We start from the raw sequence: 16972 nt of genomic DNA on the forward strand, positions 1-16972 counted from the left end.
CTCCTGTGTTTATGGGGAGGCAGGACCCCTTTCTTTAGGTCATAGCGGGTTTATGGTTACGGTATTATGTTGCATTAATAAATCACGATTGCCGCCCTGGATGACCTTGATTAAACCCTTGTTGCTTCAACTGTTGCTGGTACGTTTGATTGACCCGCGCCAGCAGTTGCTCTTGTAAATTTTCAATGGGATGGCCATTAATAAAAATACGAAGCGCACAGTACACGCTCCTGTTTTCATCGCCCAAAGCAGAACGTATCATTTCTCTTGGAGAGCGAGTAGTACAATTACCTTGCTGCTGTGGAGAAACAGACTTGCTTTCACTTGGAATCACCAACCCCAAATAAAAATCGCTGGCCGCACGAAGCTTGTTATAATAGCTACTACCTTTCCTTCGCAACTTCATATCATAACATAAATGAATAAAAGTGCGTAGCGCGGTTTCATTTGGGATATTCTGCATATACCGCACCGTTGTTCCCCACACTTCAAGAGGGCGATTGGAAGGCATAGCATCATCACCTGCATTATAGGATATATGTTTTATGACAACACCGCCATTAGAGCCACTTGGTACAAAACGTATTTCATCAATGGTATAATGCCCATTATATCCCGACACAAAAAATGTTCGCTTTTTTTCATTCAAATCCTTAATATGCTTGTCTATTAAGATATTAATTGTTGTATGATAACTACGTTGAAGGTCAAAGGGATCAACGTTGTCAATCGATTGCATACTTGAATTCTTGTAGTATTCCTTAATTTCCAACATCTTACCATAGCTTTCTGTAATTTCCATAAATGCATACGACAGGTCTGTTAATATATTTTGCACCTGGGGGGGTAATGCATTCAACCTTAAGAAGGACTGTATCCAAAGCGCATAATAATAAGCCTGGTACCCATCACCACCTTGTTCAGTACCAGGTTGGATGCGCATTGTTGGGGTTTCTTTAACAGCAATATCCTCCATGCGGTTTTTCCTTTCTCCAATGATTTGGACCAGGCGCATCGTATTAAGCTGATTCTGAGGATTCACTGCAGGCCTTGCAATAGGCGTAATCGATTGGCGAACTGGGACAAGGTTAGGCGAATACCCTGAAGAACCAACACCGGGGTTGGGATTAAATGCGGGATTCACGCTTGGAATAATCTCTGGATAAGAAAGTGTTATTTCCTGGATAAGATGAGTATTAATAACATTTAACGCGCAATTAAACGGTGCCATTCCTCCCATCCTCCACGCCATCTGATATTGCGGCGGAAGAATATACGTGCCTTTAAATTGGCTGTACTGATAACTAATCAACGTCGATAAAAGACCAGCTAAATATCGCCTAGATGACTCATCTGATGCGAAATTGGCTTCATTCAAAATATCAATCACGCATTCGCTAACGGTTTGAAACAACATGCCATTATCATGTATACTATTAATTAATTGCAAGGCCACTTGATTTCCGTGGTTGTATTCATGGCCTTTTACACACGATTTCATGAGAGAAAAATTGGCAATAGATGTGTTTTCGTTTTTAAAGTAAGGTGTGGCCGATTCATAAAAGGTTGGCAACTTAATGTCTTTATCACAGACTGCCCCAATTATCCCTCTATAAAAATCCTTCAGTTCGGGGTTATCTGTATTTCGGCATGCAATGATTTTTTCATGAATAAAATCATTCAGGCCTTTCGGAGATTCTATTATTGGATTTAAAAGCTCAAGCAAGAAAAAATATAATTTTCCTTCTTGATAAGAAGACTGCACATTAGTTTTTTGCAATAAGCCTCGAGCCTGGCTCATGTTGCCAGAAAAATTACAGTCTAGACGCGTTAGAAGGTCCTCCCATTCAATAATATCATTACGGAGTTCGAGCCATTCAGAGTACGAAACTTCGTTTTTGCCTTCGTCATTTTTAGACATATCTAAATTTATTAGCTTACTTACATTTTCAATATATTGCTTCTTAAGGACTTCCTGTACGCAGTCGTTAAAATTGATCTTTACAACCAATGGATTCATTTTATCCGGTGTAAAGAAATGAGAATGAACTTGCCGTAAAATTTCAATCTGCTTAAACTTAAAACGTTCGGTACGTTCAGGTTGCGATTTGCTTTCCTTCCTTTTTGCTTCAAGGGGTTTAATCGTTTCAAAAATAGCGGAAAGCGGATACGTTATGCCTTGGTCTGGTGTATATCTTTCTCGTGATATAAACTTATTAATTAACTTAGCCATAAGAATATTAACTTGTAGTTCACTCAGACGTCTGTCCGCTTTCTTCTGGTTAAATCTTCCGGTTAGATTATTTACAACTTTCACGACATTGTAGGTTGTTCCCTTAAATGTTCCCCGTTTTTTAATGGCGACGTCAATAATTTCCTGTACTTTTTTGAAATTGATTTCAAATTGCGGATCTACGCCTATTTTCTTTTTAAAAATATCCAGTAATTGGTCTGGGCTGTAAGCCATACCTTCTGAAGGATAGAGAGAGCAATCAATAGTGCCTGTGGTCACCGTAAAATCGTTCTTACCCCTCTTAGGGTAGGCATAGGTACTTGCTTTATTTAAAGGCAGTAGAGCATCATGTTCCTTGCCTTTACGCAAATCTTTAAAGACATTACGCAATAAAGACCCAAAACGACCGGGATGTCCCTTGGGTAAATTTACGATAGTGATTCCTTCCGGTGAAAATCTCAGGAAATCCGTGATAAATTTTTCAAGTTGTTTAGGCTGAATCTGAATGAGGGTGCGGCCATCTATTTCTGCAACTTCAATTCCCTTTATGTTATTGTCTAAAAATGTTTTAGCTAAACGTAAGGCTTCCCCTTGATTTTGATTAAAATCAAATAAAATAGAATCATACCCCAACCGCACGATAAAACTACTAGAATCAAGCTGTGGAACCACCTCAATCAAAGCTTTATGAATTTTAAAAACAATCGTTTCACAAGCATTAACGGATGAACCCTTCATTAACCATGGCGTATCATTATCGAATTCATAATAGAATTCATCACGATGACCATAAAACACATTTTTCTCTTCTTTCTCTTCTTTCTCTTCCATTTTTATAGGAAATGAGCTAATTACTTGGTTGTTTTTGATATATCTATGTGTAAAATATTTCATATGAAGCCTTTTCTAAAGCTGGTACTATAGCAAAAAAATGCTGCACTAATATGATAGAAAAATATTATTAAATATAGAAATATAAATAATAAAATAAATGTCTGTTATGAAAAACGGGCCTGGAATTCCATGCCGACTTTAATTATTTGCAAGGTTTAACGTGTTGAACCTTAAAAGACAAGGTTTGTTGCTAAATTCAGTTATTGTGCTGATACGTCATTATCGGCACCTGCCATATCCCGTGGTGATTTAGCTTCACTGAATTTTAGAATATTATCGCTGTGAATTTCACTGAGTTGGGCCTGATTGAGATTGGTGCCTTGCAAATTGGCACCCATTAAGGAGGCCCGGTATAAATTGCTGCCTTCCAGATCGGCCCCTTCTAAATTAGCGCCGCTTAAGTCGGTGCGTTGAAGGTGCGCATGATACATATCGGCTTTAGATAAATTAGCCCCGATCAACAAGGCATCTTGAAAATTAGTATCAACCAGATCCGCTTCAACCAAATAGGCACCGTGCAGCAAAGCACCACGAATAGATGCGCCTCTAAGGTAGGCACCTTGTAAATTAGCACCCTGTAAATTAGCCGAATCAAGAACGGCACCTCTAAGGTTTGCTCCTTGAAGGCTGGTTCCTTGTAAAATACTGTGTTGGAGTCTGGCATTTTTGAGAGAAGCGCCCTTGAGATTGGTTCCTGATAAGATGGCCCCACGCAAATCGGCACCATCAAACACCACATTTTCCAGATCAAAGCCAGTTAAATTTAGTTGGGCAAAGTTTGTGCCAAATTCAGCGACCAGATCTATAGCATTAGGATTGGAATGGCAGGTTTGATTCTGAGACAAGTCAGGTACGATGGAACCGCTTTTAAAACGAAAAGCCCGGCAGGTTTTTATATAAGCTGAAATTTCTATGGCCGTATGCTTGGGATCGGTGTTTTTTTTGGTTTGTACGGGCGAAGTCACCACATCAAAGCTCACTTCGCTGCCATAAGCAGGCGACAAACCAGTGAAGCAAACTATCACATTGATAATGAATAAATAACCGCGACGAACCATAGCCTCCCTTCCGCACTCTCCTGTAAAGGGTTATATCGCAAAATCTATGTATTGCAAGAACAAAGTTCCACTACAGGTTGTGGGAAGGCTATTTAAAAGGGTGTTATGCTACAGGAGGGGTGAATGTGGGTGTCAATGGATCCATACAGGTGGTTCGCACGGGAGTTGTTTTATAATGAAATTCATGCGAGGCAGATACCGATATAAGGCTATGGACACGCCACTGATTATCGTCGCGTTGAGGGAAGTCGGATCGATAATGCGCACCCCTGCTTTCTTGGCGTCGTAACGCTGATGAAGTGGTTGAAAGGGAAAGAAGAAGCATGTTTTCCAACTCGAGGGCCTCTAAAAGTTGGGTATTCCACATGAGCGATGAATCACCTATATGCCACGATTTTCCCGATTCAGCTAATTCGTTTAAGAAAGTAAGATTGTGCTGTAATCCTTGTCGGTGACGATAGACCCCGACATAATGTTGCATGGATGTCATGAGACTTTGGCGCGTATGGCTAAGTGACATAGGCCCCTTTTGTAAACGTAAGCGATCTAATTGGCTAATCGCTTGTTCAGCAAGCGATTTATTTTTGTTTGGCAGCAAAGAAGAGTCTGTCGTGTTTAACGCATAATGAGGAACACGTTTTCCAAAAACCATTAAATCCAAGAGCGAGTTACATCCCAGGCGATTGGCGCCATGGACTGAACTACAGGCGGCTTCACCTAAAGCAAATAAGCCACGCACTGGAATCATGCCTTCATCGGTCGGCATGAGCACTTCTCCGTTGATGTTTGTTGGAATGCCACCCATTGTGTAATGTGCGGTTGGGGCAACAGGAATGGGCGTGATGGTCGGATCAATCCCTTTAAAGTTACGTGTGGTTTCCACGACATGCGGCAATTTTTCATAGATGAGGGTGGATGAAAGATGCTCCAAGCTTAATAATACATGATCACCTTTTTCACCACATCCTCTGCCTTCAGCGATTTCCTGAGCAACGGCACGTGTAATGACATCGCGGCAGGCAAGATCCATAAATTGAGGATCATAACGTTCCATAAAACGCTCGCCTTGATTGTTTAAAAGAATGGCACCTTCACCTCGGGCAGCCTCGGTAATTAAATAGCCAGACCCATAAAGGCCAGTGGGATGGAATTGGACAACTCCATATCTTGCAAGAATAAGCCAGCTTTTAGAGCCAATGCATTGCCATCGCCAGTACAGGTGCTGGATGAGGTGTTGGTTTGGTAAATCTGACTGAAACCTCCTGTGGCGATTAAGGTGGATGGAGCAAGGAAAATATGAATGTCTCCGGTTTCAATATCCAGCGTTACCACGCCATGACAGCGGGAAGTTCCATCCATAATCAGTTGCAACGCGTAATGATAGGCAAAGATATGGACCTTTCTTTCTAGCGCTCGCTGATAAAGCGTATGTAAAATAGCGTGCCCTGTTCGGTCAGCAACGGCACAGGCTCTATGAACGACAGTTCCCTGTCCAAAGTGGGTTGATTGCCCGCCGTAACGACGTTGATAGAGTCGTCCGTCGTTTTGCCGACTGAAAGGAACCCCCAGATGCTCAAGTTCAATAATGGCACTGGCCGCTTCTTGACACATAACTTCTACGGCATCATGGTCAGCAAGCCAATCCGAACCACTGATCGTGTCATACATATGGTACTGCCAATGATCATCTTCAACATGTCCTAGTGAAGCATTTATCCCGCCTTGGGCAGCAACGGTATGGCTTTGCAATGGGTGTGTTTTTGAAAGAAGCGCAACATTCGCGCCTTTCATAGAAGCCTGGTATGCTGCCATGAGGCCAGCACCACCACTTCCAATAATAATGATATCATGTTGATGATAATGAATCGTATAAGACATTTAGAATCTATAAGGATTCCTGGTCCATCCAGGGGCGAAAATTAACGGCAGCTGAAAAGTAATTACCTTGGAAATAGGGAACGCCAAAATCCATCAGTAATTTTGCAATCTCACCATTTTCAACATATTCAGCCACAGCAGTCAACCCAAATCCTTCGATTAAGCGCAAAAGAGTTTTAACAAATAAACGATTATCATGGCTGGAGGCAATATCACGGATGAATGATCCGTCAATTTTAACGATATCGATAGGCAGCGATCGTAATTGCCTAAATGATGTATAGCCGGTTCCAAAATCATCAAGGGCAACGCGGCAGCCTATTTCCTGAAGTGAGGATACAAAGCTGATCGAACGCTTCAAGTCATGTTGAACGGCTGTCTCTGTGATTTCTACGACGGCTCTTGATGCAACAGCAGGGTCACCGATGAGTTCTTTTGCTTTGATTAACCATTTAGGATTGTCAATCGTACGTCCCGAAATGTTAAACGCTAAAGAGACCGTTGGAGAACGATGAAGCTCTTTTGCAACCAGTTCCAGAACCTGATTATCGACATCCCCCATCAATCCAAGCTCCTCTGCGGCTTCAATACAGGGCCATGCTGAGGTAATATTGCCATTGACATCGACCCAGACGAAGCAGGCATTCATTAATCTGGCTTCTTGCCGGTGATGCTGTTAATAATGGGTTGATAGGCAAGCCTGAAGTGTTTTTCTTTTAAGGCTGTCTGCAAATGGTTGGCACGTAGCATGAGTTGTTTGTGCCGCTCTTTAATATCTTTTAAACCGCTATAATGAAACCAATCACTATCGGGAATTTTCTGGACATACGAGCAGGCAAAATACGAACGTATGATTAAATCGGGAACTGTTTGCGCATCACTGGGGAAATCGGCAGTGCCCAGAGAGACCACAAAATAAATGCAGCTTTTATCATTATCCCCCACAAATACGGGCGAATGATGGATGAATTCGTGGATCATCGTGCAATATTCTTCGATTTCTGCAGGCGTATAATTGAGAAGACAGACAGCTAATTGATCAATCTGAAGTTTATAAACAGGCTCGCCATATTTTTGAAGGCCTTTTAATTTAACACAGAGTTCGTCTAATAATGTATTGATGGTCTCAATACCATAAAATTCAGCGACAAGCGGTGAGTTGGCTAAATGAATATTAACTAGTGTCAAACGCTGATTGTTTGCTTGTGTTGTATCAAGTACGGACTGGAGGTGATCAAGAAAATCACGTTGATCTGAATAAGGAAATAATAAGGAACTACGAATCATGTACCGTACATTCAAGCAATAAAAGTTGGCTTATTTGTGACATAGAAATGCTGACATAACAAGCTTAAAATAGTGTTGTCATCTAACAAATAAACAGTTGTAAATTTGATAATTCGTTTTATCCTACTTGAAATGGCGTGAATGCGGTGTGAAACAAAAAGGGATGCTATGGTTTCTATATTAATGAAAGGACTGTATTTGTTAGCAGGGTATGTCATTGGGTCGATTCCCACGGGGTACCTCTTTATGAAATTTGGAAAAAATCAGGATATACGCACGTTAGGGTCAGGGAATATAGGTGCTACTAATGTCTATCGCAATGCAAAGAAATCGATGGCAGCAGCTGTATTGGTGGCAGATGCCATTAAAGGGATTATTCCGGTTTTAATTGCCAGGCACTATTTAGGCGACACGATGGGATTGTGGATCGGGTTGTCTGTTGTTGTTGGGCATATCTATTCGATTTTCATGGGCTTCAGGGGAGGAAAAGGAGTGGCTACCACCATTGGTGTGTATGCTTCAGCTTATTTTCCAGCCGTTATTTTTGCTGCCATTATTTGGGGCGCTGTGTTTAAAGCGACTAATATCGTTTCTATCGCATCAATTGCGATGGTTTTTTTGGTTCCGTTTTTTGCCTTTATTTTCAGTTCGTCTGGCGTACAGGCATTTGTATTTATGTTCATGGGAATGATTGTCATTTATGCCCACCGTGACAACATTGTGCGTTTAATTCGTGGAGAGGAAAAACCGATCCAGGCATTTGATGCAGATAAGCAACAGCAGGATCAAACCTAAAGGTTTGTACGAAAGGAGTGATAGGTGGAGCAAATCGATAATGCGATGTTTAATGAGGAACAGAAAATTTCCTGGATGGCCTTGGCACGGGTTCCCGGGATTGGCCCTCAAACTTTTTATCAGTTAGTAGAACATATACCAACGGCTAAAGAGGCCTTTGAGTTTTTCAAGCAATCTGCATCTGGAAAAGCAGCCAAGGGCATGGCATCCAGTTTTCAAACCTATCTTATTCACGCACAACAGGAATATGAACAATGTCGACAGCGTCATATCGCCGTTCTTGGCTGGTATGAGGCGCTTTATCCCTATAAATTAAGACAGATTACATACCACCCGCCTTTTATACGCTGCTTGGGGAATAGTGCCTTACTAAACAGGGAAGCTTTAGCAATCGTTGGAACCAGAGGCGCATCACATGCAGCCATGACCTTAGCAAAACAAATGGCGTATGAATTGAGTGCGGCTGGGTTTGTCTGCGTATCGGGCTTGGCGCGGGGAATTGATACTGCTGCGCATAAAGGGTCACTTGAAAATGGCACTATTGCCGTCGTGGCTGGCGGGCTTGATTATATTTATCCGCCTGAAAATAAATCATTGTATGATGCCATTGCCCTTCAGGGTCTGATTGTAAGTGAAATGCCGTTGGGAACAAAACCGTTAGCGAATTTTTTTCCAAGAAGAAACCGGATTATTTCGGGTTTATCGTTTGGAGTTGTGGTCATTGAAGCCGCCATGGCATCTGGATCATTAATTACAGCAAGATATGCGCTTGAACAGGGGCGTGAGGTTTATGCGGTCCCTGGTTTTCCGCTGGATCTTCGTTCTAAAGGCCCTAATTCACTGCTTAAAGAGGGGGCAATCCTGGTGGAGAACGCTAGTGACGTATTGATGATGATACCAGGTTATATTGCTCCTGCGAAGAATGACACATTTGTTAAAGAAGATGAAGATAATCATCCCAAAATGCAATCGGACGTTGACAACATCCATATAAAAATTATACAGAACTTAAACCAAACTCCGATTGCGGTCGACAATCTTATGGATTTAATCGAAGAGCCTTGTGAGCGAATCATGTCAGCTTTGGCTGAACTTGAGCTGCTCGGTGAGGTTGAGCGGCACATTGGAGGAACTATCTCAAGAGTTTATTAAACAGGAAGTAACGATCTATCAATGGATTTAGGTTATAACCAAAAAACGTTATAAAAAGAAAGGATTGCTATGAGCGCAGTGGTAGTGGTGGAATCACCAGCCAAATCAAAGACAATAAACCGGTATCTAGGTAAAGATTATCAGGTTCTAGCATCCTTTGGTCACGTCCGTGATTTGCCTTCCAAGGATGGCTCTGTAAGGCCAGATGATGATTTTGCCATGGATTATGAGGTGAGTTCTCAATCCCATAAACATATTGCTGCCATCGAAAAAGCGGTCAAAAATGCTGACACAGTCTATCTGGCAACTGACCCTGACCGCGAAGGGGAGGCCATTGCCTGGCACGTAGTAGAGGTGCTCAAGCAGCACAAAGCACTTAAAGCGGGTGTTGATGTGAAGCGTATCTCGTTCAACGAAATTACGAAATCGGCTATTCTCCAAGCTATCAAGCAGCCACGTGACATTGATATGGATCTGGTCAATGCTCAACAGGCGCGTAGAGCGCTCGATTATTTGGTGGGATTTAATTTATCGCCCGTATTGTGGAAGAAACTTCCTGGCAGTAAATCGGCAGGTCGTGTTCAATCGGTTGCGTTACGTTTAATTGTCGAACGCGAGGAGGAGATAGAGCAGTTTATAACGCAAGAATATTGGACCATCAAAGCGTTATTGACGACCAAGGACGGTAAAGAATTTACAGCCAGCCTTGCCACGCTTCAAGGCGAGAAAGTCGAAAAATTTACCTTCACGGATGAGGCTTCTGCCACAAAGGCTTTAGCGGTATTAGAGGGTTGCCAGTTTACGGTTAGTGATATCGAAAAGAAACAACTGCGTCGTAATCCGCCACCACCTTTTACCACAGCAACGCTTCAACAGGAAGCATCTAAGAAGCTCGGTTTTGGCGCTTCGCGGACTATGCAGCTTGCCCAGCGGTTGTATGAAGGTATTGATATGGACGGTGAAGCAACCGGCCTTATCACCTACATGCGTACCGATGGAGTGACGGTTTCTAAAGAAGCCATTGATGCGACGAGAACAATGGTTTTGCAAGAATTTGGAAAATCATATGTTCCTGCAGAACCCAGGATTTATAAAACCAAAGCTAAAAATGCCCAAGAGGCGCACGAAGCAATCAGGCCTACCGATGTAACGCGCAAACCTAAGGAGGTCGCTACCTATCTGGATGATGCTCAATATAAACTTTATGAATTAATATGGAATCGCATGGTTGCCAGCCAGATGCAATCTGCCGTGATGGATCAGGTTATCGTATTGATGAATGATAAACAGGGTAAGGCGGTCCTTAAAGCGGTCGGTACAACCATCGCGTTTGATGGATTCTTGGCTCTGTATCAAGAAGGCCAGGAGGATGATAGCAAAGATGAGCAGGATGCACTCCTGCCACCACTTCATCTCAACGATGATGTCAATGTGCAGGATTGGCTTAAGGATCAGCATTTTACCCAGCCGCCAGGACGTTACAGTGAGGCTGGATTGGTCAAAAAAATGGAAGAATTAGGAATTGGCCGTCCATCGACGTATGCTTCGATCATTTCGGTGCTCCAGGATCGTGAGTATGTGGTGTTGGATAAACGCCGGTTTATTCCAGAAGAAAGGGGAAGGTTGGTCACCGCATTTTTGAAATCGTATTTTGGTCCTTATGTGGAATATAATTTCACGGCCGAACTTGAAAACGCCCTTGATGATATTTCAGCCGGTGAAATGGCCTGGAAAGAAGTGCTCCGTGGTTTTTGGAAGCCCTTTAAAGGCACGATTGATGAAGTGCAGGGGCATGATTTGACAGAGATATTAGATGTCCTCAATGAAAAATTGACGCCGCATCTATTTCAAAAGAAAGAAGATGGCAGCTATGATCGTCATTGTCCTGTCTGTAACAAAGGTGAGTTACATTTACGCATTGGCAAATTTGGCGCTTTTCTCGGGTGCAACAATTATCCTGAATGCAATAATACCCGACCTCTCCAGGGACATACTTCTGAAGAGGGTGAGCAAGGCGGAGCTGGAGCCCAATCCTTGCTTGAGGGGCCACGCTTGATTGGCAAGGATCCTGCTACCGGTATGGATGTAACGGTAAGGAAGGGACCTTATGGTCATTATTTGCAAGTAGGTGAAGCACTCAAGAGCAAAGATAAAGAAAAAGCAAAACCTAAAAGGGTATCATTGCCTAAAGGCTATTCTCCTGATTCTATTGATCTGGCCACGGCTCTTGCTGTGTTATCACTCCCCAGAGAGGTGGGAACCCATCCAGAAACAGGTAAAAAAATTGTTGCAGGTATCGGTCGCTTTGGGCCATATCTCCAGCATGACAGCAAATATGTGACTCTTAAGACCGATGATGTATTGACTGTTGGTATTAACCGTGCCGTAGACTTGATTGCCGAATCGGCCAAAGGCGGAGCGGGAGGGAAGGCTGAGCCGTTGCGTGTTATTGGTAAACATCCTGATTCCCTGGAAGATATCGCTGTGTATAAGGGACGTTACGGCCCTTATATCAAATATAATGGTGATAATATCACGCTTCCTAAGAATACTGGTCCAGAACAGATTACCCTTGAGCAGGCATTGTTGCTTATCGAAACGAAGCAATCGGCGCCTAAGAAGAAAGTGGTTCGCAAGAAAAAGACGAAGTAAAAAACGGGTGTCCTTCCCACCACCCCAGATTCATGCCAAAGAGGGCATGAATCTGACCCGCTTCCGCGCGGAGGGTGGTAGAAGGAAGTGCAGCACTCCTTATTCCCCACCGCTGATGAGAGGAGGGGGCGAAGATAAAGCATCCTAAGATAGATATTTATAACCAAAGCCCCTTGACCAATAGGAAGAATTAGGGTAGATTAGCCCACTCTTCATGTTTTGAAATGTAGGAAAACACATGGCTAATACATCGTCTGCAAAGAAAAAAACCCGTCAAATCGAGCGTCGTACCGAAATTAACAATGATCGTCGTAAGCGCGTTCGTACCTTTTTAAAGAAAGCTCAGGAAGCGATTGCTAACGGCAATGTTAAAGAAGCGCAGGAAGCGTTCATTAAAGCTCAATCTGAAACGGTCAGAGGCGCTAATAGCGGTATTATGCATAAGCGTACAGCTTCTCGTAAAATAAGCCGTCTTGCTGAAAAATTGAAAGTTTTAGCAACTGGCAAAAAATAAGGTGAACAGAAGTCTTTCTTCTCGTTCGTATATTTGGTATAAGAGCACCGTACGGTGCTCTTATTTTTTTATTCAATATATATGATTCTGGTCGAGCAAGCTGCTGATTCAAAACTGCTGGAGATGGTGCGGTGTCTTGAGGGGCAAGAAGATGCCTGCCATGGCATCATCTTTAATTTATCAAAATTAGATGATGTTTTTCGCAGCGATTATCAATTGCGGATTGCTCTCAATATACTGTTGGATATTCTTAAAAAAATAGATGGTGCCATTTTTCCCCTTGCTGGAGGGGACGTTTGCTGTGTGGTAAGTGACTGCGAAGAAGAGCTCCTTCATAAAGCAATGTTCCAGTTGCGTTATTTATTTGCGGAAGATTCCTTGACCTATTTTGAAAATGGCAGTGACAATCCTGAATTCTGTTATTTTTATGATTTGTCTTACCAATATCCGCTTTTTGTTTCAATGTGCCATAAAATAACGGTAACCAAAGCAGAAGACGTTGCTTCATTTCAGAAATCCAACGTGACGGTTATTGGCAAAAATAAAGATATCGATCCTTTCCAGGCGCTAATCAACGATTTGGAAAGCATTGATTTAAGCCGTGCAGTCTCAAGGCAGCCTGCCTGTATTATTTCTCAATCAGGTAAGCCATCGCATGTATTTGAAGAATTATCGATTGATATAGATTGGGTGATTAAGCTCCTGCGCAGAGATGATCAAGCCGGGGATATCGGGTATTTGAAAAGCCGATTAACTCCATTATTAGATCATTATCTGATTCGCACCGTGCTGTCACGTTCGATTATTTATCTTCAACACCCCGTCAGTTTTAATTTACGGCTTACTACCATTTTAGGATCTGATTTTGAGCGGCTTCAACATGTCATATTGCCAGCCAAAAGGCGATCTGTGATTATTGAATTATCATTACAGGATTTATTATCAGACTGGACGGTAGGCGTGGAAGCTAAAAAAAGAGCACAGGAAAAAGGATACCGCACCTGTTTGGATGGTGTTGATATACAGAGTCTGCCTTTTATCCAACCGAAACAATTAGGCTTTGATTTGATCAAATTATCGGCAACCAGTGAACAGGCACGTATTTTGTTGGATCGCAACAGTGAAGCATTAATCAAAGCGATAGAAGAATGTAATCCCAATCGGTTAATTATGGGGCATTGCCAAAATGCCATGATGGTTGAACTCGGAAAAAGGTATGGATTGCGATTGTTCCAGGGGAGTTATATCGATTATCTTATGACAGGAAGCCTTACTGAAAAAGGCATGTTAGTGTAGGTGTTTCACCAAGCGAAAGTGTGCATGGGCGATTGAAAGGCAGTAATCCGTTTTCCTTTCCGTGACCAAAACCTGGAAGCCGGATGACAGGAAAAGGCAAATGCTGCGCCCATGTGTCGATTACGTAAGGAGCCAGATCCTCGCCTGTGCGGTCGGATGATTTATCGATATCACCCACCAGGAGTGCCTGGCAACCTTCAAAAATTCCAGACTGGCGAAGGTGATGAAGAATGCGGTCAATGCGGTATCCTGTTTCATTAACCTCTTCGATAAAGAGTATTTTATGTTGGCAATTAACGTGCCAGGCAGTGCCGATGGACGTTTGCAAAAGGGATAAATTGCCGCCCGTTACTGTTGTGTGGATAGAACGTTTAGTCTGAGCCGCTTCGTTCAATGCTAAGGCCGGAATCACTGTTTCAACTAAATCACCTCTAAGAAGCGCAGATAATTGTCCTAAAATGCTTTCGGTAACGAGGTTTGTTGCTGCTTGAAACAAGACCGGCCCATGAACCGTTTGCCAATTCCATTGTTGGGTGGCAATGACATGCAAAGCAGTATTGTCGCTAAAGCCGATAAAGGTTTTTTTTCGTTTGGGCGTGGGAATCTGGCAGAGTTTATCTGCAAAGGGTGATAATCCATATCCACCGCGCAAAGCCCATATTATATCGGAATCTTCGGCATAAATTGCATCACTGAGTTGTTGGAAACGGATGGTTTCGCTGTAAAAACCAAGCGGTGATTGAGGGCTGTCTTCTGCGATTGTGTAGCGTGGGGTAAACCCCCAGCTTTCAATCATGTGCAGACATTGACGTACAATGTCTGGTTCACAAGGCATGGAAGGAGCAACAATATCAATGATGGGTTTAGTCATCGGTTTCATCCGTTGGAGTCAGTGTTTTTCCCTCAAGCTGTGCTGTCAGGCTGGCAGTAATGAAAGCGTCGAGGTTGCCATCAAGTACATCTTGAATGTTGCCAGTTTCATGTGAGGTACGCAAGTCTTTTACCAATTGATACGGGTGCAGAACATAGGAGCGAATTTGATGTCCCCAGGCATTATCTGTTTTGGAAGCATTTAATGCGTTGACTTGGGCTTGCCGTTGTTGCAGTTCGCGCTCGTAAAGACGCGAACGCAGCATGGCCATGGCCTCATCGCGGTTGCGATGCTGAGAGCGGTTATTCTGGCACTGGGCCACGATGTTAGTCGGAAGGTGGGTTATGCGCACAGCACTATCCGTGGTGTTGACATGCTGTCCGCCAGCTCCAGATGAACGAAATGTATCAATGCGTAAGTCTTTATCTTCAATCACAATATCGATGGAGTCGTCTATTTCTGGATAGACCCAGGCGCTGGCAAAACTGGTTTGACGCTTACCTTGACTATTAAAAGGCGAAATGCGAACTAAGCGATGGACCCCGCTTTCAGTTTTGGCCCATCCATACGCATTATGACCATTGATACGGATGGTTGCCGACTTGATGCCTGCTTCTTCACCTGGTTGCTCATCTAGTATTTCGGTTTTGAATCGATGCCGCTCTGCCCAGCGCACATACATGCGCATCATCATCAATGCCCAATCCTGAGAATCGGTACCACCGGCTCCTGCATGGATTTCCAAAAAGCAATTATTGCTGTCAGCCTCACCAGAAAAAATACACTCGATTTCAGCGAGTTTTAAATGTTTTTTGAGTTCTTCCAGTAGTTGGGCCGCTTCAAGGACAGACGGTGGATCGTTTGCTTCTTCACCTAATGTATACAGGGTTTTGGCATCATCATACTGTTGAACAAAATCATGATATTGCTGTAAACCATTTTCAAGGCTGGTGCGCTCCTTGAGGATTTTCTGGGCTTTTTCAGGATTATCCCATAATTGAGGGTTTTCTGCCTGTTGGTTAAGTTCACTTAATCTCTTGGTTGCGCGCTCAACGTCAAAGTGACCTCCGTATGATACGTAATGAATGGTCAATTGATTCGCATAAAGTCAGGTGTTCGCTGCGCATAAGCCTGTAATCCCAGTTTCTAAGACGGTTAGAGGTTAATAATACACATTTGGCTACGAGAAGTCTATGAAATGAAGCGGATGAGCTCTCTGCTTTTAATCAAGTTGGTTGTCTTTGAATCAAGAATACATAAAAAAAGCCCAATTCACTTTCGATGAATTGGGCTTTTTGGAGGACAGCACATTACTTCAAATAGATCTGGTCAAAAGAACCGCCATCATCAAAGAATTCTTTCTGGGCATTTTTCCATCCGCCAAAATCATTGATGGTGATCAAATTAATTTTAGGGAATCTGCTTGCAAATTGTTTGGCAATCTCAGGATTACTAGGGCGGAAATAATGCTTGGCAATGATTTTCTGTGCCTCGTTACTGTAAAGGTAATTCAGATATTCTTTGGCAACTTCAAAATTTCCTTTTTTGTTAGCAACTTTATCTACTACAGCAACAGGGGGTTCTGCTAAAATAGAAAGAGATGGGATGATGATATCAAATTTATCTTTGCCAATTTCATTGATGGCAAGATAAGCTTCATTTTCCCAAGCAATCAGCACGTCACCAATTCCACGTTGTACGAAGGTCGTGGTTGCGCCTCTGGCTCCCGTATCCAAAACCGGAACATTTTTATAAAGCTGTTTCATAAATGCATTCGCTTTGGTTTTGTCGTTGCCGGATTGTTTCAACGCATAAGCATAGGCAGCTAAATAATTCCAGCGAGCACCACCCGATGTTTTTGGATTCGGGGTAATCACTTGAACGCCTGGGCGAACCAGATCATTCCAATCCCGAATATGTTTGGGGTTGCCTTTACGTACCAGCATCACAATGGTTGATGAATAAGGCGAGCTGTTGTTTGGAAGTTTCTTCTGCCACTCAGGTGATAATAATTGTCCTTTGCTGGCGATAGAATCAATATCATAAGCAAGCGCTAATGTTACGACATCGGCAGGAAGGCCATCAATCACGGAACGAGCCTGCTTACCCGATCCGCCGTGTGATTGTTTGATTACCACATTATCCCCTGTTTTGGCTTTCCAGAATCGTGTGAACAATGCGTTATAATCATCGTATAGCTCACGCGTAGGGTCATAAGATACATTCAGCAATTCTATGTTTTTAGCAAAAGTGGTTGCGGGGATTAGAGCAAGTCCCACTAAACCGGTTAAAATGATTTTCTTAAAAATATTCATGGTATTCTCCTTTATTAAGATAACAAA

14 protein-coding genes are annotated in these 16972 nt (G+C 42.8%); 5 read left to right on the forward strand and 9 right to left on the reverse strand.

Annotated elements, in window-relative coordinates; all coding sequences use genetic code 11:
• Window positions 1–82: 82 nt before the first annotated feature.
• The 6 genes from IPP74_08095 to IPP74_08120 form a co-directional block, all read right to left on the reverse strand.
• A complete protein-coding gene (locus IPP74_08095) occupies window positions 83–3127 on the reverse strand; it encodes a hypothetical protein (GenBank protein MBL0319232.1) in 3045 nt (1014 codons plus the stop codon).
• A gap of 200 nt (window positions 3128–3327) precedes the next feature.
• Entirely contained in the window at window positions 3328–4185 is an 858-nt protein-coding gene (locus tag IPP74_08100) for a pentapeptide repeat-containing protein (protein MBL0319233.1), read from the reverse strand.
• A gap of 103 nt (window positions 4186–4288) precedes the next feature.
• The gene (locus IPP74_08105) at window positions 4289–5239 is read right to left on the reverse strand and encodes an FAD-binding protein (GenBank protein ID MBL0319234.1); all 951 of its coding nucleotides are present in this window, start codon (window positions 5237–5239) and stop codon (window positions 4289–4291) included.
• 59 nt (window positions 5240–5298) lie between these two features.
• Window positions 5299–6063, reverse strand: coding sequence for an FAD-binding protein (locus IPP74_08110; protein ID MBL0319235.1), 765 nt, complete (start codon window positions 6061–6063; stop codon window positions 5299–5301).
• Between the two features lie 7 nt (window positions 6064–6070).
• The gene (locus tag IPP74_08115) at window positions 6071–6712 is read right to left on the reverse strand and encodes an EAL domain-containing protein (GenBank protein ID MBL0319236.1); all 642 of its coding nucleotides are present in this window, start codon (window positions 6710–6712) and stop codon (window positions 6071–6073) included.
• On the reverse strand, window positions 6712–7350 hold the full coding sequence (locus IPP74_08120) for a diguanylate cyclase (protein ID MBL0319237.1): 639 nt from the start codon (window positions 7348–7350) through the stop codon (window positions 6712–6714). Before IPP74_08120 ends, IPP74_08115 begins: the two co-directional genes overlap by 1 nt.
• Window positions 7351–7518: 168 nt before the next feature.
• On the opposite strand from IPP74_08120, the gene plsY reads away from it, so the two are divergent.
• From plsY to IPP74_08145, 5 genes are all read left to right on the forward strand, one after another.
• On the forward strand, window positions 7519–8145 hold the full coding sequence (plsY, locus tag IPP74_08125) for a glycerol-3-phosphate 1-O-acyltransferase PlsY (protein ID MBL0319238.1): 627 nt from the start codon (window positions 7519–7521) through the stop codon (window positions 8143–8145).
• Between the two features lie 24 nt (window positions 8146–8169).
• On the forward strand, window positions 8170–9297 hold the full coding sequence (gene dprA, locus IPP74_08130) for a DNA-protecting protein DprA (protein ID MBL0319239.1): 1128 nt from the start codon (window positions 8170–8172) through the stop codon (window positions 9295–9297).
• A gap of 69 nt (window positions 9298–9366) precedes the next feature.
• Window positions 9367–11949 carry a type I DNA topoisomerase gene (gene topA / locus IPP74_08135; GenBank protein ID MBL0319240.1) on the forward strand — a complete coding sequence of 861 codons (2583 nt, stop codon included), beginning with the start codon at window positions 9367–9369 and terminating at the stop codon, window positions 11947–11949.
• 238 nt (window positions 11950–12187) lie between these two features.
• A complete protein-coding gene (gene rpsT / locus IPP74_08140) occupies window positions 12188–12463 on the forward strand; it encodes a 30S ribosomal protein S20 (protein ID MBL0319241.1) in 276 nt (91 codons plus the stop codon).
• Between the two features lie 81 nt (window positions 12464–12544).
• On the forward strand, window positions 12545–13759 hold the full coding sequence (locus tag IPP74_08145) for an EAL domain-containing protein (protein ID MBL0319242.1): 1215 nt from the start codon (window positions 12545–12547) through the stop codon (window positions 13757–13759).
• Here the strand turns inward: IPP74_08145 and IPP74_08150 are convergent.
• From IPP74_08150 to IPP74_08160, 3 genes are all read right to left on the reverse strand, one after another.
• Window positions 13734–14630: an LD-carboxypeptidase gene (locus tag IPP74_08150; protein ID MBL0319243.1), complete on the reverse strand. Its 897-nt coding sequence runs from the start codon at window positions 14628–14630 to the stop codon at window positions 13734–13736. The genes IPP74_08145 and IPP74_08150 overlap by 26 nt on opposite strands.
• A protein-coding gene (gene prfB / locus IPP74_08155; GenBank protein MBL0319244.1) for a peptide chain release factor 2 occupies window positions 14623–15757 on the reverse strand; the annotation gives its coding sequence in 2 pieces (ribosomal slippage) (window positions 14623–15693 and window positions 15695–15757; 1134 coding nt in all). The genes IPP74_08150 and prfB overlap by 8 nt, the downstream gene beginning before the upstream one ends.
• Before the next feature lie 183 nt (window positions 15758–15940).
• Window positions 15941–16945, reverse strand: a complete 1005-nt coding sequence (locus IPP74_08160) for a sulfate ABC transporter substrate-binding protein (protein MBL0319245.1) — start codon at window positions 16943–16945, stop codon at window positions 15941–15943.
• Window positions 16946–16972 lie beyond the last annotated feature (27 nt).

The organism is Alphaproteobacteria bacterium (genome assembly GCA_016722515.1).
In the GTDB taxonomy this organism is placed as follows: domain Bacteria; phylum Pseudomonadota; class Alphaproteobacteria; order Rickettsiales; family JADKJE01; genus JADKJE01.